The sequence below is a fragment of the Streptomyces sp. SAT1 genome (assembly GCF_001654495.1).
In the GTDB taxonomy this organism is placed as follows: Bacteria; Actinomycetota; Actinomycetes; order Streptomycetales; family Streptomycetaceae; genus Streptomyces; species Streptomyces andamanensis.
The window spans coordinates 6811424-6833516 of record NZ_CP015849.1 but is presented as its reverse complement, the minus strand read 5'-3'; the positions used below and the strand labels follow the sequence as shown (position 1 = coordinate 6833516).

Annotated in this window: 18 protein-coding genes; 5 read left to right on the top strand and 13 right to left on the bottom strand. The window is 75.4% G+C overall.

What is annotated here, in order from left to right; all coding sequences use genetic code 11:
- Positions 1-131 precede the first annotated feature (131 nt).
- Together A8713_RS29095 and A8713_RS29090 are read left to right on the top strand one after the other, a co-directional pair.
- Positions 132-923 carry an ABC transporter ATP-binding protein gene (locus A8713_RS29095; protein WP_107440728.1) on the top strand — a complete coding sequence of 264 codons (792 nt, stop codon included), beginning with the start codon at positions 132-134 and terminating at the stop codon, positions 921-923.
- Between the two features lie 3 nt (positions 924-926).
- Positions 927-2237: an FtsX-like permease family protein gene (locus A8713_RS29090; protein ID WP_064536722.1), complete on the top strand. Its 1311-nt coding sequence runs from the start codon at positions 927-929 to the stop codon at positions 2235-2237.
- Between the two features lie 334 nt (positions 2238-2571).
- On the opposite strand, the gene A8713_RS29085 is transcribed toward A8713_RS29090, so the two are convergent.
- The 8 genes from A8713_RS29085 to A8713_RS29050 form a co-directional block, all read right to left on the bottom strand.
- Entirely contained in the window at positions 2572-3177 is a 606-nt protein-coding gene (locus A8713_RS29085) for a MarR family winged helix-turn-helix transcriptional regulator (protein ID WP_064536721.1), read from the bottom strand.
- A gap of 175 nt (positions 3178-3352) precedes the next feature.
- Positions 3353-3610, bottom strand: coding sequence for a hypothetical protein (locus A8713_RS29080; RefSeq protein ID WP_064536720.1), 258 nt, complete (start codon positions 3608-3610; stop codon positions 3353-3355).
- Positions 3611-3621: 11 nt separating this feature from the next.
- Positions 3622-4653, bottom strand: coding sequence for an SDR family oxidoreductase (locus tag A8713_RS29075; RefSeq protein WP_064536719.1), 1032 nt, complete (start codon positions 4651-4653; stop codon positions 3622-3624).
- A gap of 11 nt (positions 4654-4664) precedes the next feature.
- A complete protein-coding gene (locus A8713_RS29070; RefSeq protein WP_064536718.1) occupies positions 4665-6431 on the bottom strand; it encodes a glycoside hydrolase family 15 protein in 1767 nt (588 codons plus the stop codon).
- A 73-nt stretch (positions 6432-6504) separates the two neighbouring features.
- Positions 6505-8328, bottom strand: coding sequence for a thiamine pyrophosphate-requiring protein (locus A8713_RS29065; protein ID WP_064536717.1), 1824 nt, complete (start codon positions 8326-8328; stop codon positions 6505-6507).
- A gap of 54 nt (positions 8329-8382) precedes the next feature.
- Complete coding sequence (locus tag A8713_RS29060) at positions 8383-11466, bottom strand: FAD-binding and (Fe-S)-binding domain-containing protein (protein ID WP_064537780.1); 3084 nt, start codon at positions 11464-11466, stop codon at positions 8383-8385.
- A 358-nt stretch (positions 11467-11824) separates the two neighbouring features.
- Complete coding sequence (locus A8713_RS29055; protein WP_064536715.1) at positions 11825-12499, bottom strand: ABC transporter ATP-binding protein; 675 nt, start codon at positions 12497-12499, stop codon at positions 11825-11827.
- Positions 12496-13614: an FtsX-like permease family protein gene (locus A8713_RS29050; RefSeq protein WP_064536714.1), complete on the bottom strand. Its 1119-nt coding sequence runs from the start codon at positions 13612-13614 to the stop codon at positions 12496-12498. The genes A8713_RS29055 and A8713_RS29050 overlap by 4 nt, the downstream gene beginning before the upstream one ends.
- 195 nt (positions 13615-13809) lie before the next feature.
- Between A8713_RS29050 and A8713_RS29045 the strand changes: the two genes are divergently transcribed.
- A complete protein-coding gene (locus A8713_RS29045; protein ID WP_064536712.1) occupies positions 13810-14397 on the top strand; it encodes a TetR/AcrR family transcriptional regulator in 588 nt (195 codons plus the stop codon).
- Positions 14398-14422: 25 nt separating this feature from the next.
- Here A8713_RS29045 and A8713_RS29040 read toward each other — a convergent pair whose 3' ends face one another.
- From A8713_RS29040 to A8713_RS29020, 5 genes are all read right to left on the bottom strand, one after another.
- The gene (locus A8713_RS29040; RefSeq protein WP_237305483.1) at positions 14423-15475 is read right to left on the bottom strand and encodes a cytochrome c oxidase assembly protein; all 1053 of its coding nucleotides are present in this window, start codon (positions 15473-15475) and stop codon (positions 14423-14425) included.
- Between the two features lie 598 nt (positions 15476-16073).
- Complete coding sequence (locus tag A8713_RS29035) at positions 16074-16802, bottom strand: FAD binding domain-containing protein (protein ID WP_064536710.1); 729 nt, start codon at positions 16800-16802, stop codon at positions 16074-16076.
- Positions 16803-16989: 187 nt separating this feature from the next.
- Positions 16990-17793: an ABC transporter ATP-binding protein gene (locus tag A8713_RS29030; RefSeq protein ID WP_107440727.1), complete on the bottom strand. Its 804-nt coding sequence runs from the start codon at positions 17791-17793 to the stop codon at positions 16990-16992.
- Positions 17790-19019 carry a FecCD family ABC transporter permease gene (locus tag A8713_RS29025; RefSeq protein ID WP_237305482.1) on the bottom strand — a complete coding sequence of 410 codons (1230 nt, stop codon included), beginning with the start codon at positions 19017-19019 and terminating at the stop codon, positions 17790-17792. The genes A8713_RS29030 and A8713_RS29025 overlap by 4 nt, the downstream gene beginning before the upstream one ends.
- A complete protein-coding gene (locus A8713_RS29020; RefSeq protein WP_064536708.1) occupies positions 19016-20014 on the bottom strand; it encodes a FecCD family ABC transporter permease in 999 nt (332 codons plus the stop codon). Before A8713_RS29020 ends, A8713_RS29025 begins: the two co-directional genes overlap by 4 nt.
- Before the next feature lie 258 nt (positions 20015-20272).
- Here A8713_RS29020 and A8713_RS29015 point away from each other — a divergent pair, with 258 nt between their 5' ends.
- Positions 20273-21265, top strand: coding sequence for an ABC transporter substrate-binding protein (locus A8713_RS29015; protein WP_443069753.1), 993 nt, complete (start codon positions 20273-20275; stop codon positions 21263-21265).
- Positions 21262-22056: a 2,3-dihydro-2,3-dihydroxybenzoate dehydrogenase gene (locus A8713_RS29010; protein WP_064536706.1), complete on the top strand. Its 795-nt coding sequence runs from the start codon at positions 21262-21264 to the stop codon at positions 22054-22056. The genes A8713_RS29015 and A8713_RS29010 overlap by 4 nt, the downstream gene beginning before the upstream one ends.
- Positions 22057-22093: the final 37 nt, after the last annotated feature.

The following is a 22093-nucleotide window of genomic DNA, read 5'->3' as shown; positions in this document are numbered from 1 at the left end:
GGCGCGTTGGGGTGGCCCGTTGGAGGTGTCGCCGGGTACACCGGCCGATACGGGTGCTGCGCCCCGTGTCGCGGACGCGTACGCTCCGTAGTTTTTCTTTCCGGGGCACAGGGCGTGCCGGACGGAGGGTGATGACGATGACGGGCGTGGGCGCACGGCGTGCGCAGGGGGCGGGGCCGGCCGCCCAGGCACTGCGGCTGGTCAAGGTGACCAAGACGCACGGCAGCGACGGCGGTGCCGTACGGGCGCTGGACGGGGTGACGCTGGGCCTGGAGCGGGGCACGTTCACCGCGGTGATGGGGCCCTCGGGTTCGGGCAAGTCGACGCTGCTGCGGTGCGCGGCCGGTCTGGAGCGCCCGGACGGCGGGATCGTGATGGTGGACGGGGAGGAGCTGACCGGCGGTGACGAGACGGCGCTGACCAGATTCCGGCGCGAGCGGATCGGGTTCGTCTTCCAGCAGTACAACCTGCTGGAGACGCTGACCGTCGCGCAGAACACGGTGCTGCCGCTGCGGCTGGCCGGCCGGCGCGTGGACCGGCGCCGGGTGCGGGAGGTGCTGGACTCGGTGGGTCTCGGCGACCGGCTCGGCCACCGCCCGGACCAGTTGTCGGGCGGGCAGCGCCAGCGGGTCGCGATCGCGCGGGCGCTGGTCACCGAACCGCGGGTGATCTTCGCCGACGAGCCGACCGGGGCGCTGGACACGCGCAGCGCGCGGGACGTGCTGCGGCTGCTGGGGGACGCGGTGCGGGTGCACGGGCGGACCGTGGTGATGGTGACGCACGATCCGGTGGCCGCCTCCTGGGCCGACTCGGTGCTGTTCCTGGCGGACGGCCGGCTGGCCGGGCAACTGCACGCGCCCACGGCCGACGCGGTCGCCGAACGCCTCGCCCATCTGGGCGACGATGTGACGGCGGGGGTGTGAGCGATGCTGTTCCTCGCACTGCGTTCGGTCCGGCACCGGCCGGGCCGCTTCGCCGCGACGCTGCTGTCCGCGTTCCTCGGCGCGGCGATCGTGATGGCCTTCGCCTCGCTGCGCGACACGGCCGGCGGGCCAGGCGTCGACGACGTCAGCGCCGAGACCCTGACCACCTCGGCGAGTGTGGTGGGCGGCTACGGCGCGCTGCTGGTGTTCTTCTCGATCGCCTCCGCGCTGACGGTGAGCGTCCGGCAGCGCTCGGGCGAGCTGGAGCTGCTGCGCTGCTCGGGGGCGACCCCGGCGCAGTTGCGGCGGATGGTGGTGGGCGAGTCGGTGGCGGTGGCCGTGCTCGCGGTGGTGCTGGCCGTCGGCCCGGCGGTGCTGGGCGGGCGGGCGCTGCTCGGCGTGTTCCAGGACAGCGGTCAGGTGGCCCCTTCGGTCGGCTACTCCTTCGGTCCGCTCGCCCTGGCCTCGGGCGCCGGGATCACGCTGGCCGCGGCGGCCGGAGCGGCCTTCCTCGCGGTGCGGCGGGCGACCCGGCCGCGGGAGCGGCGGGGCCGGGGCCGTACGGTCCTCGCCTGCGGCGCGCTCGGGCTCGGCGCGGTGTCGGTGCTGTCGACGTTCGCGTTCTCGGCCACCGACCCGGCGCTGATGGCGGCGCCCGCCTACGGCGCGATCCTGCTGTCGGTGGGCTGCGCCCTGCTGGCGCCGCGGCTGCTGACGGCGCTGCTGGGGCGGCTGCCGGCGGGCGGGGCGAGCGGCTGGCTCGCGGTGCGCAATCTGCGGCAGCGGGTGGACGAGCTGGCCGGGACGCTGATGTCGCTGACCCTGTTCACGGGCATGGCCACGGCGACGCTGTCGATGCAGGCCGTGGAGAGCGCCGAGATCAGGGCCTCCGGTCTGGTCAGGTCGGTCGACGCGAAGAACCTCCAGACGCTGAACCTGACGGTGGTGGGGATCGTCGTGGTCTTCGTCTGCGTGATGCTCGTCAACTCCCTGTACGCGGCGACCGCGTACCGCCGCCGGGAGTTCGGGCAGCAGCGGCTGGCGGGGGCGACGCCGGGCCAGGTGCTGCGGACGGTGTTCGTGGAGGGTCTGGTCGTCACGGTGGCCGGGGTGCTGTGCGGCACGGTGACCGCGCTGGCCGGGACGGTCCCCTTCACCCTGGTCCGCGCGGACGTCCTCTGGCCGCACCAGGCGCTCGGCATCTGGCAGGTGGTGGCCGCGGTCGCGGCGGCGGTGGTGCTCGGCACCTGCCTGCTGACCGCCCGCCGGATGCTGCGCACCCCTGCCGTGGACGCGGTCGCGACGGCGGTGTGAGTGCTTCTGCGGCGGCACCTCCGACGTCATGTACCGGCCGGGCGAGACACGGTGGTGCGGCTGCCCCCGCACCACCGGTCCGGCGCCGGACGTGGCCGAGGAGCACCGGTGGCCGCCACGGCCCGCGCCCACCTCGCCCGCCGCGGCCCCGGTGGCCCTGGGCCGGCGGCACCGGCCTGCGGCTTGTCGTGATCGGCTTCGGCCGGCTGGGCGCGCCGCGCGGGGCCGCGGCCGGGCGGTGGCGGTGGCGGCGCGGGAACCGGGCCGCTGCCGCGGCGCCTGACCGGCCATGGCCGGCGTCGCACGCCGTGTCCTCAGGGGGCACGGCCGGGGGTCATGCCTCGGGCCACCCGGCCCGGGTGGCTGGGTCGACCGGGTCAACCGGGTCGACTTGGTTGTCGGTGATGCCGCGGTCCGCTCGCGCGGTGCCGTGCGGGTGGACGGCCGTCTCGGCGGCCGCGTCGGTGAGGGCGTTCAGGGCGGGCAGCAGGGCGGCCCGCTGCGGGGCGGGCAGGCGCTGGACCACCCTGCGGATCTCGGCGTGGCGCCGGGTGAGCACGCGGGAGACCAGTTCGTGGCCGCCGGTGGTCAGGCTGAGCACGACCTCGCGCCGGTTGGCGGGGTTGGTCCTGCGGTCGACGAGGCCGAGCGCCTCCAGCCGTTCCACCATGCGCAGCGCGGTGGACGGGTTGACGCCGAGGGTCGCGGCGAGCACGACGAGTTTGACCGGCCCGCAGGTGTCCAGCACCACCAGGGCCCGCAGTTGCGGCAGCGTCAGCGAGTCGGCGGTGGAGGCCAGCGCGCGGGCGGAGATCGCCACGAAGAGCCGGGAGGCGGCCATCAAGGCGATGCTCAGCTCCTCGGCCTCCCGGTCGAGCGCGGCCTGCCCGTGCCGGGCGGCCGAGCGGCCCCGGCCCCGGTCGGTCTCGCGCTGTGCCATGTGTCCCCCTTCCGCCGCTCCGCCCGGACGGGCGGAGACGATCAAGCGCGGAGCATCATCGCAGAGGACGGCGGCGCCCGGCGCGGACCGCGCGGACAGGAGGGCGCCGCCGCACGCCGTCCCGCGCCGCCCGCGCACCGCGGTCCGCCGCTGGGGGAAGCCGCCCGCGGCCGTGTCACCCGGCCGGTTCCGCGGCCGGGGCGCCCTGTCCGGCGTCGAGCCGGCGTCCGAGTTCGCGGCGCAGTTCGGCCGGCAGCCGCCCCGACACCGCCCATTCGACGACGAGTTCGGCGACGTGCTGCTCCTTGATGCGGGTGTGCGCGGCCATCTCGCCCAGTACCGCGCGGGCCCGTTCCCGGGTCACCCCGCCGACGATGGCCACGATGCCGGTCGCCTCGTCGAGGCGGGCCCGCGCACGGTCGGTCACGGTCATCACGGTTCTCCTCACGCGGCGTCCGGGCGGCCGCGCCGGTGCAGCGCGGCCCGAGCGGTGACGGCCCCCGCGGCGCCCAGGGCGAACACGGAGGCGACGAGGGCGGGGTGGCGGGCGAGCGCGGCCTCGGCGGAGCGGCCGTGCGCCCTGTCGTCGAAGACGCCGTGCGCGCCGCGGTCGCCCTGGTCGCCGCCCTCGGTCCGGTCCAGGGGCTCGAACAGGTTGCTCACACCGGTCGGGGGCCGCCGGCCGGTCTGCTGGGAGTCGAAGCCGGTGCGGGCCAGATAGCGGTCGAGGAGCGCGGGGGCGAGCCGGTTGGCCCACACGGTGGCCAGGGTGCTGGCGCCGATGTAGCGCTGTTTGCGCCCGGGGTGGTCGGCGGCGTGCGCGACGCCCCGGGCGGCGACCTCGGGCTGGTAGATCGGCGGCACCGGCTGGGGGTGCCGGGACAGCCGGGAGAGCACCCAGGAGAACTGCGGGGTGTTGACCGCCGGCATCTGCGCCACGGTCACCCGCACCTTGCTGCCGCGGTGCAGGAGTTCGGTGCGCAGCGAGGAGGTGAAGCCGTTGATGGCGTGCTTGGCGCCGCAGTACGCCGACTGGAGCGGGATGGCCCGCTCCCCCAGTGCCGAACCGACCTGCACGATCGTGCCGTGGTCGCGCGGCAGCATCCGGGTCAGCGCGGCGCGGGTGCCGTTGACGAAGCCCAGGTAGGTGACCTGGGTGGCCCGTTCGTACTCCTCGGGGGTGATCTGCTCGAAGGGCGCGAAGACGCTGCTGAAGGCGCAGTTGATCCAGACGTCCAGTGGGCCGAAGGCCTGTTCGGCGGCGTCGGCCGCCGCTTCGACCTGGCGGGTGTCGGCGGTGTCGGCGACCTGGACGAGGGCCCGGCCGCCGAGCGCCTCGACCTCCTGGGCGGCGGCGTCCAGACCGGCCCGGCCGCGGGCGATCAGGACGACGTCGGCGCCGCGCGCGCCGTACAGGCGGGCGGTGGCGCGGCCGATGCCGGCGCTGGCGCCGGTGATGACGACGGTCTGGGGCATGGGTCGGCTCCTCACCCGGCGGTGTGCGCCGGTGAACGGGGGTCCTGGGCGAGGCGTGCGGCGGCCTCCAGGAGCAGGGCGTGGACGAAGGCCTGCGGGAGGTTGCCCCGCAGCTGGCGCTGGGCGACGTCGAACTCCTCGGCGTACAGTCCCGACGATCCGCAGGCGCCGCGGTTGCGTTCGAACCAGCGGTACGCCTCGGTCTCGTCGCCCTGCTGGTGCTCGGCGAGCGCCATGGCGAACCCGCACAGCAGGAACGCTCCCTCGGCCTCCTCCAGGGGCCGTTCGTCGTGCCGGAAGCGGTAGACGAAGTGGTCCTGGGCGAGCTGGTCGCGGCAGGCGGCGAGGGTGGCGCGGGTGCGCGGGTCGGCGGCGGGCAGGGCGCCGCGCAGCGGGGGCAGCAGCAGCGCGGCGTCGGCGCGGGGGTCGTCGGGGGTGCGGCGCCAGTGGCCGTCGCCGTCCAGGCTGGTGGCCGTGGTCTCGGCGAGCAGGGTGTCGGCGAGGCGGGTGGGAGTGTCGTCGGCCGGCCGGGCCGGTGCCGCGGCGGCGAGGGCGCGCAGACCGGCGACGCAGGTGAGCCTGCTGTGGGTCCATCGCGCGGGCCGCAGTTCCCAGATGCCGGCGTCCGGTTCCCGCCACCGCTCGGCGATGGCGCGGACCGCGAGGTCGGCGGCCCGCCGTCCGTCGTCGTCGAGCCGGCCGGCGCGTGCGGCGGCGGCGAACAGCAGCAGCGCCTCGCCGAAGGAGTCCAGTTGGAACTGCTTCTCCACATGGTTGCCGATCCGGCTGGAGCCGCCCGGGTAGCCGGGCAGGTCCAGTTCGCGCTGGTCGGGGACCGGACAGCCGTGCACGGTGTAGGCGGGGGCGAGGTGGGGTCCGTCGGCCAGCAGCCGTTGGCCGACGAAGCGGACGGCGGCGTCCAGGAGGCCGGGCGCGCCGGCCGCCGCGGCGGCCTGGCCGGCCAGGCTCTGGTCGCGGATCCACACGTACCGGTAGTCGTAGTTGCGGCCCGCCTCGGCGCGTTCGGGCAGGCTGGTGGTGGCCGCGGCGACCATGCCGCCGCCGTGCGTGGTCAGCCCGCGCAGCACGGCGCACGCGCGGCGGGCGTCCTCGGGGGCGACGGTGCGGTCCATCGCGGGCACCTCCCGCCGCCAGGCCCGCTCGGTGGCCTCCCACACCTCGGCGGCCCGGGGCGGGGTGCGCGGCAGCGGCGCGGCGGAGCACTCCAGGACCAGGTCGTGGCGCTCGCCGGGCGCCAGCACCAGGTCGGCGGTCAGGCCCCGCTCGTCCCAGGTCGCCGCGGGCGCGCCCTGCCAGCGCAGCCGGTGGCGGCCGGAACTCAGGTGCCAGACGCCGTCGTCGTCGCGGCGCGGGGTGGCGCAGGGGGCGCGTCCGTAGTCGGCGTGCGCGTCGAGGACGACGCGCACGTGGGCGGTGCCGTCGACGGCCATCAGCTGCCGCAGCAGGACCAGCCGGTCGGCCTCGCCGGGAAAGGCGAGGCTCTCACGGCACTCGATCACCCCGTCGGTGGTGATCCAGCGGCTGCGCCGGATCAGGGTGCCCTCCTCGTAGTAGCCGCCGGGGACGTACCGGCCGCGCGGGGTGACGGCGTAGACGCCCCGGCCGCCGATCAGGGAGGCGAAGACGGCGTCGTCGTGCCAGGCGGGCGCGCACAGCCAGTCGATGGCGCCGTCCGGTCCGATGAGGGCGCCGCGTTCGCCGTCGGCCAGCAGCGCGTAGTCGTGCAGCGCGTGCGGCGGGAAGTGCGGGCCGGTCATGGCCGCGTCGCCTCGCCGTCGCGGCCGGGGGCGGGCACACCGGTGCCCGTCCCCGGCGCGGGCGCGGGGTCGGTCACCGGCCCTCCTCGGCGCCCGGCCGGTCCGTGCGGTGCCGGCCGCCGGGCAGGAACTCCTGCACCTTGGCCTTGAAGCCCTGGCGGACCATGCCGGCGCGGTCGCTGTCGCCCTTGAGGACGGAGGTCGCGGCGGCCTCGATCTGGTCGAGGCTGGCGTGCGGCGGGATGGGCGGTACGGCGGGGTCGGTGACGAAGTCGAGCACGCAGGGCCGGTCGCAGGCGAGCGCGGCCTCCCAGGCGCCGCGGACGCCGTCCGGTTCCTCGACGCGGATGCCGTGCAGGCCCAGGGAGCGGGCGAAGTCGGCGTAGGCGACGTCGGGGATCGACTGGGAGGGCAGGAACTGCGGGGCGCCGGCCATGGCGCGCATCTCCCAGGTGACCTGGTTGAGGTCCTGGTTGTTGAGGACGGCGACGATCAGGCGCGGATCCTGCCACTCCTGCCAGTACTTGGCGATCGTGATCAGTTCGGCCATGCCGTTCATCTGCATGGCGCCGTCGCCGACCAGGGCGATGGCCGGGCGGTCGCCGTGGGCGAACTTGGCGCCGATGACGTACGGCACGCCGGGTCCCATGGTGGCGAGGGTGCCGGAGAGGGAGCCGCGCATGGCGCCGCGCAGCCTGAGGTGGCGGGCGTACCAGTTGGCGGCGGAGCCGGAGTCGGCGGCCAGGATCACGTCCTCGGGCAGCAGGTCGCTGAGCGAGTGGGCGACGTACTCGGGGTTGATCGGGTCGGCGTCGACGGCGGCGCGCCGCTGCATCACCTCCCACCAGCGGGAGACGTCCTTCTCGATGCCCTTGCGCCAGCTCTTGTTCTTGTGCGCCTTGAGCAGGGGCAGCAGCCGGTTCAGCGTCTCACGGGCGTCGCCGACGAGGTTGACCTCGAACGGGTAGCGCAGGCCCACCATGTGCGGGTCGATGTCGATCTGCACGGCACGGGCCTGCCCGAACTCGGGCATGAACTGGGTGTAGGGGAAGGACGATCCGATGACGAGGAGGGTGTCGCAGCTCTCCATCATCTCGTACGAGGGCCGGGTGCCGAGCAGCCCGATGGAGCCGGTGACGTAGGGGAGGTCGTCGTCGAGGGCGTCCTTGCCGAGGAGTGCCTTGGCGACGCCCGCCCCGAGCCGGTCGGCGACCGCCATGACCTCCTGGCGGGCGCCGCGCGCGCCCTGTCCGATGAGGATCGCCGGCTTCTCGCCCGCGTTGAGGACCTCGGCGGCGCGGGCGAGGTCGTCGTCGGTGGGGACAGGCGCGTAGTGCGGCATGCCCAGGCTGGAGGGGACCATCTTGAAGGCGTGCTCGGGCGGCGAGTAGTCGAGTTCCTGCACGTCGGCGGGGATGATCACGGCGCACACCGAGCGGCGGCCCATGGCGGTGCGCATCGCCCGGTCGAGGACGTTGGGCAGCTGTTCGGGGACGGTGACCATCTCGCAGAAGTCGGAGGCGACGTCCTTGTAGAGGCTCAGCAGGTCTACCTCCTGCTGGTAGGAGCCGCCCATGGCGCTGCGGTTGGTCTGCCCGACGATCGCGACGACCGGCACATGGTCGAGCTTGGCGTCGTACAGGCCGTTGAGGAGGTGGATGGCGCCGGGTCCGGAGGTGGCGGCGCACACCCCGACCCGCCCGGAGAACTTGGCGTAGCCGACGGCCTCGAAGGCGGCCATCTCCTCGTGCCGGGCCTGGATGAAGCGCGGGTCGTCGTCGGCGCGGCCCCAGGCGGCGAGCAGGCCGTTGATGCCGTCGCCGGGGTAGGCGAAGACGTACTCCACACCCCAGTCGCGCAGCCTTTCGAGGACGTGGTCGGAGACCTTCTTCGACATGTTCCAGAACCTTTCGGAGGGTGGGTTCGCTGGGCTCGTCGGCGCGCTCCCCGGTCAGGGGCGGCGCAGGTGCCGGGCGGCCGCCCGGCCGGCCGCGGTGACGGCCGTGGCGGTGAGGGCCGCGGCGCTCGCGGCGGCGGTCCACCGGGCGGTCCGGGAAGGGCCGCCGGGCCGGACGGCCAGGCGTTCGGGCCGCTCGGAGGGCAGGTTCCCGTCCAGGCCGAGGGCAAGCACCTCGGCCAGGTGCAGGGCGCGGCGGCCGGTACCGCCCTGTTCGATCTGGGTGCGGCAGCTGAAGCCGTCGGCGAGGACCAGGCTGTCGGGGGCGGCGGCGCGTACGGCGGGCAGCACGCCCTGTTCGGCGACGGCCATGGAGACGTCGTGGTGGCCGCGTTCGAAGCCGAAGTTGCCGGCCAGGCCGCAGCAGCCCTCGTCGAGGACGTCCGCGTCGAGGTGGGCGCGGCGCATCAGTTCCCGGTCGGCGTCGAACTTCATGACGGCGTGCTGGTGGCAGTGGGTCTGCACGGTGGCCTGCCGGGTGAGCGCGGGCGGCCGCCAGCCGTCGGGCGCGTGGTGCACCAACTGCTCGGCGAAGGTGCGGACCTGACCGGCCAGTCGCTTGACGTCCTGGTCGTCGGGGAGCAGTTCGAGCGCGTCGGAGCGGAACACGGCGGTGCAGGAGGGTTCCAGGCCGATGACCGGGGTGCCCGCCTCCAGGTAGGGGCGCAGCACGTCCAGGGTGCGGCGCAGGGACCGCTTCGCGGTGTCGAGCTGGCCGGTGGAGATCCAGGTGAGTCCGCAGCACACCGCTTCGGTGGGGACGGCGACGTGGAAGCCCGCGTCGCGCAGGACCCGTACGGCCGAGACGGCGATGGACGGGTGGAAGTAGGTGCTGAAGGTGTCCGGCCACAGCAGCACGGTCCGCGGGTCGGCGGGGTCCGGCGGAGCGGTGTCCTGCGCGCGCCACCACTGCACGAAGGACTGCCGGGCGAAGAGGGGCGCCTGCCGCTCCCCCGCCACTCCGGCCAGCGCCTTGCCCGCGCGGGACAGTCCGGGCGCCCGGAGCACGGTGTTGACCAGGGAGGGGGCGAGGCGGGAGAGGCGGGCCCACAGGGGCAGCCAGCCCAGGGAGTAGTGGGCGGCCGGGCGGGGGCGGCCGGCGTAGTGGTGGGCGAGGAACTCGGCCTTGTAGGTGGCCATGTCGACGCCCACCGGGCAGTCCGACTTGCAGCCCTTGCAGGCCAGGCAGAGATCGAGGGCGTCCTTGACCTCGGTGGAGCGCCAGCCGTCGGTGACGGTGGAGTCGGCGTGGCCGCCGAGCATCTCGAACAGCAGCCGGGCCCGGCCGCGGGTGGAGTGCTCCTCCTCGCGGGTGGCCCGGTAGGACGGGCACATCACGCCGCCCTCCTGGCTGCGGCAGTTGCCGATGCCGACGCAGCGCAGCACCGCGCGGGTGAAGGAGCGGTCGTCCTCGGGGTAGCCGAAGTGCGTCTCGGGAGCGGCGGGCCGCCAGTCGGCGCCGAGGCGCAGCTGCCCGTCGACCGGGTTCGGGGCGACGATCTTGCCCGGGTTCATCCGGTCGCCGGGGTCGAACAGCGTCTTCAGCTCGCCGAAGGCGGCCACCAGGCGCGGTCCGAACATGCGCACGAGCAGTTCGCCGCGGGCCTGGCCGTCGCCGTGCTCGCCCGACAGGGAGCCGCCGTAGGAGGAGACGAGGTCGGCGGCGCGTTCCAGGAACCGGCGGAAGTCCGCGACGCCGTCGGCCGTCTTCAGGCCGAACGGGATCCGGGTGTGCACACAGCCCTGCCCGAAGTGCCCGTACAGCGAGGGGTGGTCGTAGTCGAACTCCTCGAACAGCTTCTTCAGGTCGCGCAGATAGTCGCCCAGGCGTTCGGGCGGTACGGCGCTGTCCTCCCAGCCCTCCCAGGTCTCCCGGTCGTCCGGGGGCCGCGCGGTCACGCCGAGTCCGGCCTCACGGGCCTTGAGCATCCGCTGCTCGCGCTCGGGGTCGTCGGAGAAGGCGACGTCGGCGTCCTGCTCGCCGCGTCCGAGGGCGCGCAGCAGCGCGTGCGCCTGCCCGTCGACGTCCTCCTGGCTGTCGCCGCTGTACTGCACGAGCAGCCAGCTGTCGCCCTCGGGCAGGACGGCGAGCGATTCCAGGTAGGCGCCCTCCTCGCGCATCAGCTGCGCCATCCGCCCGTCCAGCGCCTCCAGTTGGCTGGGCTCGCAGTGCTCCAGCAGGCGGGGCACGTCGTCGGCGGCGGCGCAGATGTCGGCGTAGCCGAGCACCAGGATCGACTGGTACGGCGGCACCGGGACCAGGTCGAGTTCGGCGCGCAGCACGGTGACGAGGGTGCCCTCGCTGCCGACCAGGGCGCGGGCGACGTCGAAGCCGTTCTCGGGCAGCAGCGAGTCGAGGTTGTAGCCGGAGACACGGCGCGGGATCTTCGGGTAGCCGTGGCGGATGTCGGCGAGGTAGGTGCGGGCGATGCGGTCGAGTCCGGCGTAGATCTCGGCCTTGCGGCCGCCCTCGGCGGCGATCCGCGCCCGTTCGGCCTCGGAGGCGGGTCCGACCCAGGTGCGCAGGCCGTCGTAGGTGAGGATCTCCAGGCGGCGGACGTTGTCGACGGTCTTGCCGTACGCCTGCGCGGACGCGCCGCAGGAGTTGTTGCCGATCATGCCGCCGAGCGCGCAGTGGCTGTGGGTGGAGGGCTTCGGGCCGAACTGGAGGCGGTGGCCGGCGAGGCGGCGGTTCAGCTCGTCCAGGACGATGCCGGGTTCGACCACGCAGGTGCGGGCGTCCGGGTCCACGGAGATCAGGGCGTGGCAGTACTTGGTCCAGTCGATGACGACGGCCCGGTTCGTGGACTGCCCGGCCAGGCTGGTGCCGCCGCCGCGGGAGAGGACGGGGGCGCCGAAGCGGGCGCACACCCGGACCGCCTCGGCGCCCGCCTCCACGTCGCGCGGGACGACCACGCCGAGGGGCACCTGACGGTAGTTGGAGCCGTCCGTGACGTACGCGCCCCTGCTCCCGGCGTCGAAGCGGACCTCGGCGTCCACGGACGCGCGCAGCGCCGCCGCGAGGGCGGCCACGTCCACCTCGGGGGTGTCCGGGACGCGTGTTCGGCTGCGACTCATCAGGTGGACCGCCTTCCTGGACCGTTCGGGGCTCGGCGTCCGGGCGGTGCGCGCCGGGCCGCCCAGGGGGCCGGCGCCGGTCTGCGCCCGGATGGCGGCCGCGTGCCGCCGCCGCTCCCCCGGGTACCCGCCCTTGCAGTGTGCAAGGGCGCCGTTTCCGCCGCCCGCGGCGCGCCCCCGGTCGCGGACCGCCACCCGGCCCGCGACCGGGTGGCGGGCGGCCCCGCGGACGCGCCGGTGCCGGTCGCGGGCGGGCGGGGCGTGCGGACCCCGGGGGCGGCCCGGGGGCGCGGCGCGCCCGGGGGCTGTTGCGCCGATCGGGTGAGCGGCAGCGGGCGCCGGGGCGCGTACGGGGTGGTCAGGCGGGGCCGGTCGGGTGGAGGGCGGCCATGTCGACGGTGTGGTCGGCGGCTGTCCGGACGACGGGGTCGTGGGTGGCGACCACGGTGACGCAGCCGTACCGGGCCGTCGCTTGGGCGATCAGCGCGGCGAGGGCGGCGGCGCGCTCCCGGTCGACGGCGGCGGTGGGCTCGTCGACCAGGAGCAGTTCGGGTTCGAGCAGCAGGGCGCGGGCGAGCGCGATGCGCTGTCTCTCGCCGCCGGAGAGCTGGTCGGCGCGGTGGCGCAGGCGGTGGGCGAGGCCGACCTCGCCGAGCAGTTCCGTGGCGCGGGCCCGTACGGCGCGCGGGGCGCGGCCGGTGACGGAGGCGGCGGCGAGGAGCTGTTCGAGGGCGGTGAGGCCGCTGAGCAGGTTGCCGCTCTGGAAGACGTAGCCGACGCGCTCGCGGCGCAGGCGCGCCTGTCCGGCCGGGGTCAGCCGGGCGAGGTCGGTGCCGCCCAGCAGGACCTGGCCGGAGTCGGGCCGCAGCAGCGCGCCCGCGACGGCGAGCAGGGTGGACTTGCCGGAGCCGGACGGTCCGACGAGGGCGGTCAGCGCGGCGGGCGCGAAGGCGGCGCTGAGGTCGCGCAGCGCGGTGGTACGGGAGTCGCCGCGGCCCAGGGTCACGGTGACGTTCCTCAGTTCCAGGCTCATCGGCCGGCTCCCAGCAGGGTCATCGGGTCCACGGTGGTCACTTTGCGCAGGGTGACGGCAACGCCGGCGAGTCCGACCAGCACGACGGTGGCCATGGTCAGGGCGAGGCCGGCGGCGGGCAGGCTGAACGGCACCTCGGAGCCCACGAGCAGTCCGACGCCCGCGGCGAGCGCGGCACCGGCCGCGGTCCCGGCGACGACGACCAGCGCGGCCTGGGCCAGGGTGTGCGCCAGCAGCCGGGGCCGGGAGGCGCCCAGCGCGCGCAGCAGGGCCAGTTCGGGCAGCCGCTGCACGGTCCACACCGCGAAGAAGGCGCCGACGACGAGCGGGGCGATGGCGTACAGGAAGACCTGGATGGAGGTCATGGTCACGCGTTCGCCGGTGTAGCCGGGCGCGGCGGCGTAGGCCCCGGCGGTGGTCAGGGTGCGGGTGCCCAGTGCCGCGTCCCCGGCGGCGAGGTCCGCGCCGGGACCGGCCCGCAGGGCGACGGCGCTGTACTGCCGGGGCGGCGGCGCGGTGGCAGGACCCGCTCCCGGGGTGGCGAAGCGGATCCGCTGCCAGGTCTCGACGGGCAGGTAGGCGACGGCCACATGGCCGTAGGAGGCGCGGCCGGTGGTCCCCCGGACCTTCAGGGTGATGCCGAGGCGGTCCACGGTGAGGGTGTCGCCGACGCGTACACCGTCCTTCACCAGCCGCTGCGAGACGACGATGCCGGCCGGTTCGGCGTCCGACAGCGGGGCGCCGGTGGTGCTGCCGGGGTCGAGGAAGGAGCGGGGTTCGACGCCGAACGCGGCGAAGTCCACCTCCGCCTTCCGGTCGGTGGTGCCGCGCGCGATGGAGACGCCGAGACCGGTGGCCTCGACGCCCCGGCGGGCGCGCCAGCCGTCCAGTTCCGGCGCGCCGACCAGGCTGCGGGCGAACTGGTCGGAGTCGGCGCCGCGGGCGAAGGCGAGGTGGGTGGCGGGCAGGGCGCGCAGCGCGGAGACGGTGTCGTCGCCGAGTCCGGTGGTGAATCCGCCGACGATGCCGACGAGCGCGGCGACGAGGACCACCACGCTCCCCATGAGGAGGAAGCGGCCGCGGGCCGCCTTCAGTTCGAGCAGGGCCAGGTACACGGGGGGTGCCTTCCAGCGTTCTTCTGTCTTAGGGACACGGTGTCCCCAAGATAGAAGATGGGGACACGGTGTCCCTAAGCGGGGGGGGTGGCCAAGTGGGGGGGCCAAGTGGGGGGCGGGCGACCAGGGGCCGGGGAGGGACGAGCGGGGGTGCGGGAGGGGGGCGGCGGGGCGCGGGCTCCTACACTGGCGTCCGTGCCCAAGATCCGTGCCGCCTCCGTCGCCGACCACCGGGCCCAGCAGTGCTCGGCCCTGGTCGCCGCCGCGCGCGAACTGCTCCAGGAGGGCGACGCGGCCGCCGTGACGTTCGCGGCGGTGGCCGCGCGCACGGGCCTGGCCCGCAACAGCGTCTACAAGTACTTCGCCGACCGCCGCGAGCTGCTCGCCGCGGTGGTGTGCGAGACGGCACCCCGCTGGACGGCGCGGATCCGGGCGGAGATGGCGCACGCGCGCTCGCCCGAGGAGCAGGTGGCGGCCTATGTGCGGGCGCAACTGGCGCTGGTGCGGGACGGCGAGCACCGGATCGCCCAGGCGCTGGCCGCCGACCGGGACGCCGCGGTGCTCCGGGAGGGCGCCGCCGAGGCGCACGCGGAGATCCTCCAGCCGCTGGTCGCCGCGCTCACCGCGCTCGGCGACGACGCCCCGCGCGTCACCGCGCGCCTGTTGCAGGGGTTCGTCAACGCGGCGACCACGGCCGTCGAGGCGGGCGACGACTTCGAGGCGGTCACCGAACGGGCGGTGCGCCTGGCCACGGCGGCGGTGGGGTCCCTGTCCGGCGGATGACCGGCGGCCGGTCCAGGGCAGGGGTTCAGGGTGTGCCGTGCTGGCGGCGGAGCCGGGCGGCGACCTCGTTGTCCTCGGTCTCCCACCAGGGGCGTACACGCTCGGCGTCCGGCACCGGCAGCGCCTCGGACGGCGCGGCCGGGTCCACCGCGGCACTCGCCACCGCCTCACTCGCCGCTGCCGCGTCGAGCCGCCGGTCGAGCACCGCGTTGCGCAGGCGCTCGGCGCGGGCCCACTGCGCCAGGACGGCCAGCAGGAAGGGCAGGGCGACCAGTTCGGCGATGCTGAGCATGGCGCCCCCGCCGATCTGCTGGTCGCGGTGGACGTCCGGGGCCCAGGCGGGGGCGTGGTGCAGGTACCAGGCGCCCGCGATCAGGGTGCCGTGGGTCATCACCACGACGCCCGGCACCGCGTCCACCAGCCCGTCCAGGAAGACCAGCGCCGCGCGCACCGGGTGCGAGCACCAGGCGGGCAGCGCCTGTTCGCGGGTGAGCACCGGCACCACGAACAGGCACCCGGCCGCCAGCAGGTGCAGATACATCAGCTCGTGCAGCCAGCCCACACGCAGGGCGGTGGCGAAGTACGGCGTGAAGTAGACGACCAGTTCCGTGGTGAGCACCAGCACCGTGCTGACCAGCGGGAAGGTCAGCACGCGCACCACCGGGCCGGTGACCGCCCGCCGGAGCCGCGCCGCCCGCTCGCCGGGCAGCGCCTCGACGGCCAGCCGCAGCGGGTCGCCGAGGGCGAGGCCGAGCGGCGCGAGCAGGTCGAGCAGGACGTTCTGCACCGCGGCCGGCCAGAACAGGGCGTGGTCGTAGACGGCCAGCGCCGACATCGTGGCCACCACCAGCGCGCCCAGCCCGAGCACCACGAACGCGGCGAGGCGGGCGACCGGCCAGGACCGGCCGGCGCGGCGCAGCCGCAGCACGCCCCAGCCGTACAGGCCGCCCAGGACCGCCACCAGCACCAGCGCGGGGACGTCCGGCTGCCACGAGGTCAGCAGCCGGCCCACGGTCGGTGCGGCGGGGCCGCCCGCGGCCAGTGCCGGGCCGGTCATCGCGTCGGCGCTCACACCCATCGGCTCTCCTCGCCCATCGGCCTATCGGACCCATCGGGTCCATCCGGTCCATCGGGTCCATCGGGTCCATCGGACCCATCTGTTGCCGTCACCCACCGGTCTTCTCCACCCAGTGGGGGACGTTTCGGTACAGCTCCCCTGCGGGACGGTAGCGCCCGGCGGAGGCGGGGTCGGCGGCGGGGTGGCAGGTCGGGGAACCGGTGGGGTGCTGACCGGGGAGCCGTTCGGGGCGCGGCGGCCGGCGGCGGCCGGGGAGGCGGTCGGGGCGCGGCGGAGAAGCCACGGCTCCCGGCCGCCGGGGGCGGCTCGGACCGTCCGTGATCGTGCGCGCGGTGACGCGGGGCGGCTCGCGCGGGGCCGGCGGCCCGGTGAGGGGCGGGTCCCGGCCGCGGGCGTCTCCCGCAGCCCGTGTCAGGGCGGCGTCTCGCGGCGGGCCGGGCCGTCGCCTCGGCGGGGCGCCGCCCTCGGCCGGGGCCCGGCCGGGACGCGACCCGGCCGCGGTGCGCCGTCGTCCGGCGGGACGCGGCGGCGGCAGCGGAGGGCGAGGCAGAGCGGGGCGGTCCGTCGCCGCCGCGCGCGCCGTGCGATCGGGTCCCGGCTACGGGAGGCCGGCGTCGCCGAGGAGGCGGGTGGTCTGCTCGTGGACGAGGTCCCACGCTTCGGCGGGCAGGTCGCCGAAGGCGGCCGTGGCGCGCAGCGCGTCCAGGGCGGTCGCGGCACCGGTGCCGCAGTCGGCACCGGCGTCGCGTACGTCGTAGCCGTCGCGGACGGCGACATGGAGCTGGTGGTGTCCGGCGCCGTCGGTGTGCAGCGCGGAGGCGACGACCAGGGGCGGCGGGCCGCCCGCGGCGCCGGGCAGCTTGCGGTAGGCGCTCGCGACGGGTGCGTTCCAGCGCAGGGAGAGCAGGACGGACCCCTTGGCCTCCATCGCCTCCGCCAGACCGGTCTCCTGGACCCCGTCGGCGTCCAGGACCGTCGCGCGGGCCCGCAGGACCAGGGCGGCGGGCAGCAGGCACCGCAGGCTGCTGCCCACGAGGTTGCCGCCGACCGACGCCGTCCGGCGCACGGCCCCGGTGCCTATCGTGGCGGCGGCCGCGCGCAGCACCTCGGGTACGCGGTCGTCCATCCGGTGCAGCACCACCGCGGCGCCGAGCGTCTCCCGGCCGATGACGTTGGCCTCGGGCAACTCGCGCAGGGACATGGCCTGTTCGGGGAAGCCGTCCCGCTGCCAGGTGGCCCACAGCAGGGTGGCACCGCCTATCGGGACGATCCCTTCGGCCACGCATTCCCGCGCTTCGGACACGGAGGTGGGCAGACGCAACAGCACAGCGGCAGACCTGCTTTCCTGTCGGGGACGGGCGGGACGGGCGGAGGGCGGTCGGGTTTCGGCCGTCCACCCGTCCGGCACGGCGCATTCTCGCCGTACGGAAGGGGGCGCGTACAGGGCTCACACGGACATCGTGCGAGCCGCCGTCCGCCCCCGCTCCGCTGTTCGTTCCGGGTGGTCCGGGACGTCAGGGGCGGGCGCGCGGGACGACGACGGGCGCGGCGTCGCCGGGTGCGCGCAGGATGTCGGCCTCCACCTGGTACAGCTCCTTGACCAGCGCCTCGTCCACCGTCTCGTGGGGCGGGCCCTGGGCGACGACCCGGCCGTCGTGCATGGCGATCAGGGTGTCGGCGTAGCGCGCGGCGGAGGCCAGGTCGTGCTGGACCATGACGACGGTCCGGCCGGCCGCCGCCACCTCGCGGACCAGTTCGAGGACGTCGACGACATGGCCGAGGTCGAGGGCGCTGGTGGGCTCGTCGAGCAGCACGACCGGGGTGTGCTGGGCGAGCACCATGGCGAGCCAGCAGCGCTGGCGCTGGCCGCCGGAGAGGCGGTCGAGGCGTTCGCCCGCGAGGCCGGTGGTGCCGGTGGCCTCCAGCGCGTCGCGTACGGCCCGTTCGTCGTCCCGGGACCACTGGCGCAGCAGCCCCTGGTGCGGGTGGCGGCCGTAGCGGACGAGCCCGGCGACGGTGACGGCCTCCGGGGCGCGCGGCGACTGGGGCAGCAGGGCCACCCGGTGCGCGGCCTGGCGCTGGGTCAGCCGCCAGATGTCGGCGCCGTCGGCGTGCACGCTGCCCGCGCTGGGCCGGTGCAGCCGGGCGATGGTGCGCAGCAGGGTGGACTTGCCGCAGCCGTTGGGGCCGACGATCGCGGCCACCTGCCCGGCGGGGACGGTCAGTTCGACGTCCCGGACGACGGGACGGCCGGGGTATCCGGCGTGCAGGCCGGACACGTGCAGGCCGGGGTGGGCGTCGGTCATGGGGGTGGTCATGCCTTTCCGGTGGTCGAGTCCGTACGGAAGAGGGCCCACAGGAGGAAGGGGCCGCCGAGGACACTGGTGACGACGCCGACGGGCAGTTCGACGGGGGCGATGACGCGGCCCAGGGCGTCGGCCGCGGTGATGAGGGCCGCGCCGACCAGCGCGGAGCCCAGCACCGGCACCCGGGTGGGGCCGCTCAGGCGTCCGGCGAGGATCGGTGAGGCGAGCGCGACGAAGGCGATGGGGCCGCCGACGCCGACGGCGAGTCCGGCCAGGGCGACGGCGAGCGCGAGCGCGGCGGCGCGCAACCGGCGCAGGTCGACGCCGAGGCAGGCGGCCGTGTCGTCGTCGAAGCGCAGCAGTTGCAGCCGGTGCCCGGCGGCGAGCGCGAGCGGCAGCAGGAACAGCAGCGCGATCAGCAGCGGTGTCCCCACGTGCCAGTCGCGGCCGTTGAGGCTGCCGACCGCCCAGAGGAACACGCCGCCCGCCGTGTTGTCGTTCTCCCGGGACATGACGAGGTCGCCGACCGCGCCGACCACGGTGGACACGCCGATCCCGACGACGAGGAGGCGGTAGCCGGCACTGCCCGCGCCGCCCGCGCACAGCACGACGAGGACGGCGGCGGCGACGGCGCCGACCGGGCCGAGCCACCAGTCGCCGACCATGCCGGTGGAGGATCCGGCGGCGGAGGCCACGACCGCCGCGGTGGCGCCCTCGTTGACGCCGATCAGGTCGGGGGTGGCGAGCCGGTTCCCGGCCAGGGTCTGGGTGAGGCAGCCGGCGACGCCGAGGGCGGCGCCGACCATGAGGCCGACGAAGACGCGCGGCAGCCGGAAGTCCCGCACGATCATGACCGTGCCGGGGTCGCCGTTCCCGAGCAGTCCGGACACGGTGTCGTGCAGGCTCATCCCGGTCGAACTGGCCATCACCGCCAGCGCGATGAGCAGGGCGAGAAGCGGCAGGAGCAGCGCGGCGGCGAGGGCGCTGCGGCGCGGGAAGAGCCAGGAGAGCGTGCCGGCGCGCAGCACGACGCTGTCCGGCGGGGCGATGCGGGCGGCGGGCGGGCCGGGCGCGCCCGCGTCGCCGTCCGCGGGGGCGGGACCGGTCTCCCGGGCGGAGGACGTCACTCCACCGTGCACCGCCGTCGCGGGCCCGGCGGCCCCCGCGCCCTCCGGAGCCTCCAGCGCCTCACCGCCCCCCGCCGCGCGGTCCGGTGGGAGGGCGGGCGAGGCGGTCATGAGGCGGCTCCGGCGGTGGAGAGGCGGGAGGAGCGGGCGATCCAGACGAGCAGGGGTCCGCCGACGAAGGCGAGCAGGACGCTCACCGGGGTCTCCCAGGGGCGGATGACCACCCGGGCGAGCAGGTCGGCGACGATCATCACATCGGCGGCGACGAGTGCCGACAGCAGGAGTTGGGCGGCCATGCGGGCTCCGGCCAGGGCGCGGGCGGCGTAGGGGGCGAGCAGGCCGAGGAAGGCGATCGGCCCGGCGACGGCGACCGCGCAGCCGGCCAGCAGGGAGACGGCCGCCGCGACCACCAGGCGGATCCGGCCGGGGTGGTGGCCGAGCGAGCGGGCGCTGTCGTCGCCGAGGCCGAGCGCGGCCAGCGGCCGGGCGCAGCCGAAGGCGACCAGTACACCGGCGGCGGCCAGGGGCAGCAGCGGCAGCAGGTCGGCGGTGCGCACCCCGGCGAGCGAGCCGATCGTCCAGTAGCGGTAGACGTCGAAGGTGGACTGTGTGCCCAGCAGGACGTAGGAGGTGAGGCCGTGGAAGGTGGCGCCGAGCGCGGAGCCGGCCAGGACCAGGCGCAGCGGGGAGCCGGCCGCGCGTCCGCCGGCCGCCAGCAGCAGGACGACGGCGCTGGCGGCCATGCCGCCGAGCAGCGCCCACACCAGCAGGGCGGTCGCCGAGGAGGCGCCGAAGAAGGTGAGTCCGACGACGACGGCGAAGGCGGCACCGGAGTTGACGCCGAGCAGTCCGGTCTCGGCGAGCGGATTGCGGGTGGCGGCCTGGAGCAGGCAGCCCGCGGTGCCCAGGCAGACGCCGACGAGAACGGCCGCCAGGGTGCGCGGCAGCCGTACGTCCACGACGGCCAGGCGGAGTTGGGGATCGGCGCGGGCGGTACGGTCGCCCAGGAGGTAGTCCCAGGCGCGGCCCGGCGAGCTGGAGCCGGTGCCGATGAGCAGCGACGCCACGCACAGGGCCAGCAGCAGGACGAGAAGGACGGCGGCCACGGGGGCGACGGGACGTTCTCCGGCCGGGTGTTCGTTCCGGTGGCCGGATCCGAACCGTATGGACCACCCTCTCCGCATCAACATATGGTTAGCCTAACCTAAGCAGGTATCCGCCCAGGTGGCGGGGCGCTCGTGCATCCGTATGTCCGGATGTGCCCCGATCCGCACGCCTTCACGACGCCTTCACGACGTACCGCACGCCGGAGTGCGACTCCCGTCCTCGGGCACACGACAGTCGAACAACGGAGATTTCAGGCCATGATGCCGTCGACCCGTATCCCTTCCCGCCTCTCCCGCCGTACCGCGGCGGTGGCCCTCGCCATCGCCTGTGGGGTCGTCCTCAGTGCCTGTGGTTCCTCGGAGGACGACTCTCCCAAGAGCGGTGCCGCCGGCACAAGTGGCGGGGGGCGGACCTCGGTCACGGACGCGTCCGGCACCAAGGTGGAGATCCCGAAGACGCCCGAACGGGTCGTGGCGCTCAGCGAGATGGACCTCGACTCCGCGCTGGCCCTCGGCGTCAAGCCGGTCGGTCTGAGCGCGGGCCGCGGCCAGAAGGGCGCCCCCGAGTACCTGGCCCAGCAGGCCCAGGGCATCCCGGTGGTCGGCGCGGTCACCGGCCCGGACATCGAGAAGGTCGTCCAGGCCAAGCCCGACGTGATCCTCGCCGGGCAGACCGCCGACGCGCAGGTGCTCGCCCAACTGCGCAAGATCGCCCCCACCGTGGTCACCATCGACAACACCAAGAGCTGGAAGAAGTCGCTGGAGCTCACCGGTCAGGTGCTCGGCAAGGCCGACGCGGCCAAGAAGTTCCTGGCCGACTACGACACCAAGGCCGCCGCGCTGAAGAAGGACCTCGGCGCCGAGGCCGGCGCCACGGTCTCGGTGGCCCGCTACTCCGCCAAGGGCACCGCCGTCATGCAGCAGGGCGTCTTCATCAGCGACGTCCTCAAGGACCTCGGCTTCAAGCGCCCCGGCATCCAGAACGAGAAGGGCCAGGGCCACTCGACGCCGCTGAGCGACGAGAACCTCAAGGAGATCGACGGCGACTGGCTGTTCATCGGCACGCTGTCGTCGGCCGGCCCGGACAAGGGCCTGCTGGACCAGTTGCAGAAGAAGCCCGCCTACCGCGAGCTGAACTCCGTGCGCGAGGGCCACGCCACGCTGATCGACGGCTCCAAGTGGACCAGCCTGGGCGGTGCCGAGGCCGCCGACTCCGTGCTCGGCGACATCCGTAAGGCCATGGTCAAGTGAGCGCCGGACCGGAACTGGCGGGCCGGCTCGCCCTCGTGACGGGGGCGGGCCGGGGCATCGGCGCGGCCGTGGTGAGCGCGCTCGCCGAGCAGGGCGCCCGCGTGCTCGCCACCGACGTGGACGCCGACGCGGTGCGGGCCACGGCCGCCGCCGCGCCGGAGCGGGTGACCGCCCGCGCCCTGGACGTCACCGACGCCGCCGCCGTGGACCGGCTCGTCGCCGAGGCCGAGGACACGCTCGGTCCGCTGGACATCGCGGTCAACGTCGCCGGGGTCCTGCGGGGCGCGCCCGTGGTGGACCTCGACGACGCCGACTGGGCGGCCGTGTTCGCCGTCAACACCCATGGCGTGATGCATGTCTCACGGGCCGTCGCCCGCCGGATGACCGTCCGTGGCCGGGGCAGCATCGTCACCGTCGCCTCCAACGCGGCCGGCGTCCCGCGCAGCGGCATGGCCGCCTACGCCGCCTCCAAGGCGGCGGCGGTGATGTTCACCAAGTGCCTGGGCCTGGAGGTCGCGGGCCGCGGGGTGCGCTGCAACACCGTCTCCCCCGGCTCCACCCTCACCGACATGCAGCGCGCCATGTGGGCCGACTCCCCCGAGGGCGCCGAACGCGGCCGGCGCGCCGTCATCGAGGGCGACCTCGCCACGTACCGCACCGGCATACCGCTCGGCCGCGTCGCCGAACCGTCCGACGTGGCCGACGCCGTGGCCTTCCTCGTCTCCGACCGCGCCCGCCACATCACCCTGCACGACCTGTACGTCGACGGCGGCGCCACCCTCGTCGCCTGACGCACCGGCACCGCCCGCATCCTCCGTGGTGCCCCCA

What these genes read in the sequence shown, in the direction of transcription:
- A8713_RS29095 (WP_107440728.1), top strand. Translation starts at nt 132, where the DNA reads ATGACGATGACGGGCGTGGGCGCACGGCGTGCGCAGGGGGCGGGGCCG.
- A8713_RS29090 (WP_064536722.1), top strand. Translation starts at nt 927, where the DNA reads ATGCTGTTCCTCGCACTGCGTTCGGTCCGGCACCGGCCGGGCCGCTTC.
- A8713_RS29085 (WP_064536721.1), bottom strand. Translation starts at nt 3,177, where the DNA reads ATGGCACAGCGCGAGACCGACCGGGGCCGGGGCCGCTCGGCCGCCCGG.
- A8713_RS29080 (WP_064536720.1), bottom strand. Translation starts at nt 3,610, where the DNA reads ATGACCGTGACCGACCGTGCGCGGGCCCGCCTCGACGAGGCGACCGGC.
- A8713_RS29075 (WP_064536719.1), bottom strand. Translation starts at nt 4,653, where the DNA reads ATGCCCCAGACCGTCGTCATCACCGGCGCCAGCGCCGGCATCGGCCGC.
- A8713_RS29070 (WP_064536718.1), bottom strand. Translation starts at nt 6,431, where the DNA reads ATGACCGGCCCGCACTTCCCGCCGCACGCGCTGCACGACTACGCGCTG.
- A8713_RS29065 (WP_064536717.1), bottom strand. Translation starts at nt 8,328, where the DNA reads ATGTCGAAGAAGGTCTCCGACCACGTCCTCGAAAGGCTGCGCGACTGG.
- A8713_RS29060 (WP_064537780.1), bottom strand. Translation starts at nt 11,466, where the DNA reads ATGAGTCGCAGCCGAACACGCGTCCCGGACACCCCCGAGGTGGACGTG.
- A8713_RS29055 (WP_064536715.1), bottom strand. Translation starts at nt 12,499, where the DNA reads ATGAGCCTGGAACTGAGGAACGTCACCGTGACCCTGGGCCGCGGCGAC.
- A8713_RS29040 (WP_237305483.1), bottom strand. Translation starts at nt 15,475, where the DNA reads ATGGGTGTGAGCGCCGACGCGATGACCGGCCCGGCACTGGCCGCGGGC.
- A8713_RS29030 (WP_107440727.1), bottom strand. Translation starts at nt 17,793, where the DNA reads ATGACCACCCCCATGACCGACGCCCACCCCGGCCTGCACGTGTCCGGC.
- A8713_RS29025 (WP_237305482.1), bottom strand. Translation starts at nt 19,019, where the DNA reads ATGACCGCCTCGCCCGCCCTCCCACCGGACCGCGCGGCGGGGGGCGGT.
- A8713_RS29015 (WP_443069753.1), top strand. Translation starts at nt 20,273, where the DNA reads ATGATGCCGTCGACCCGTATCCCTTCCCGCCTCTCCCGCCGTACCGCG.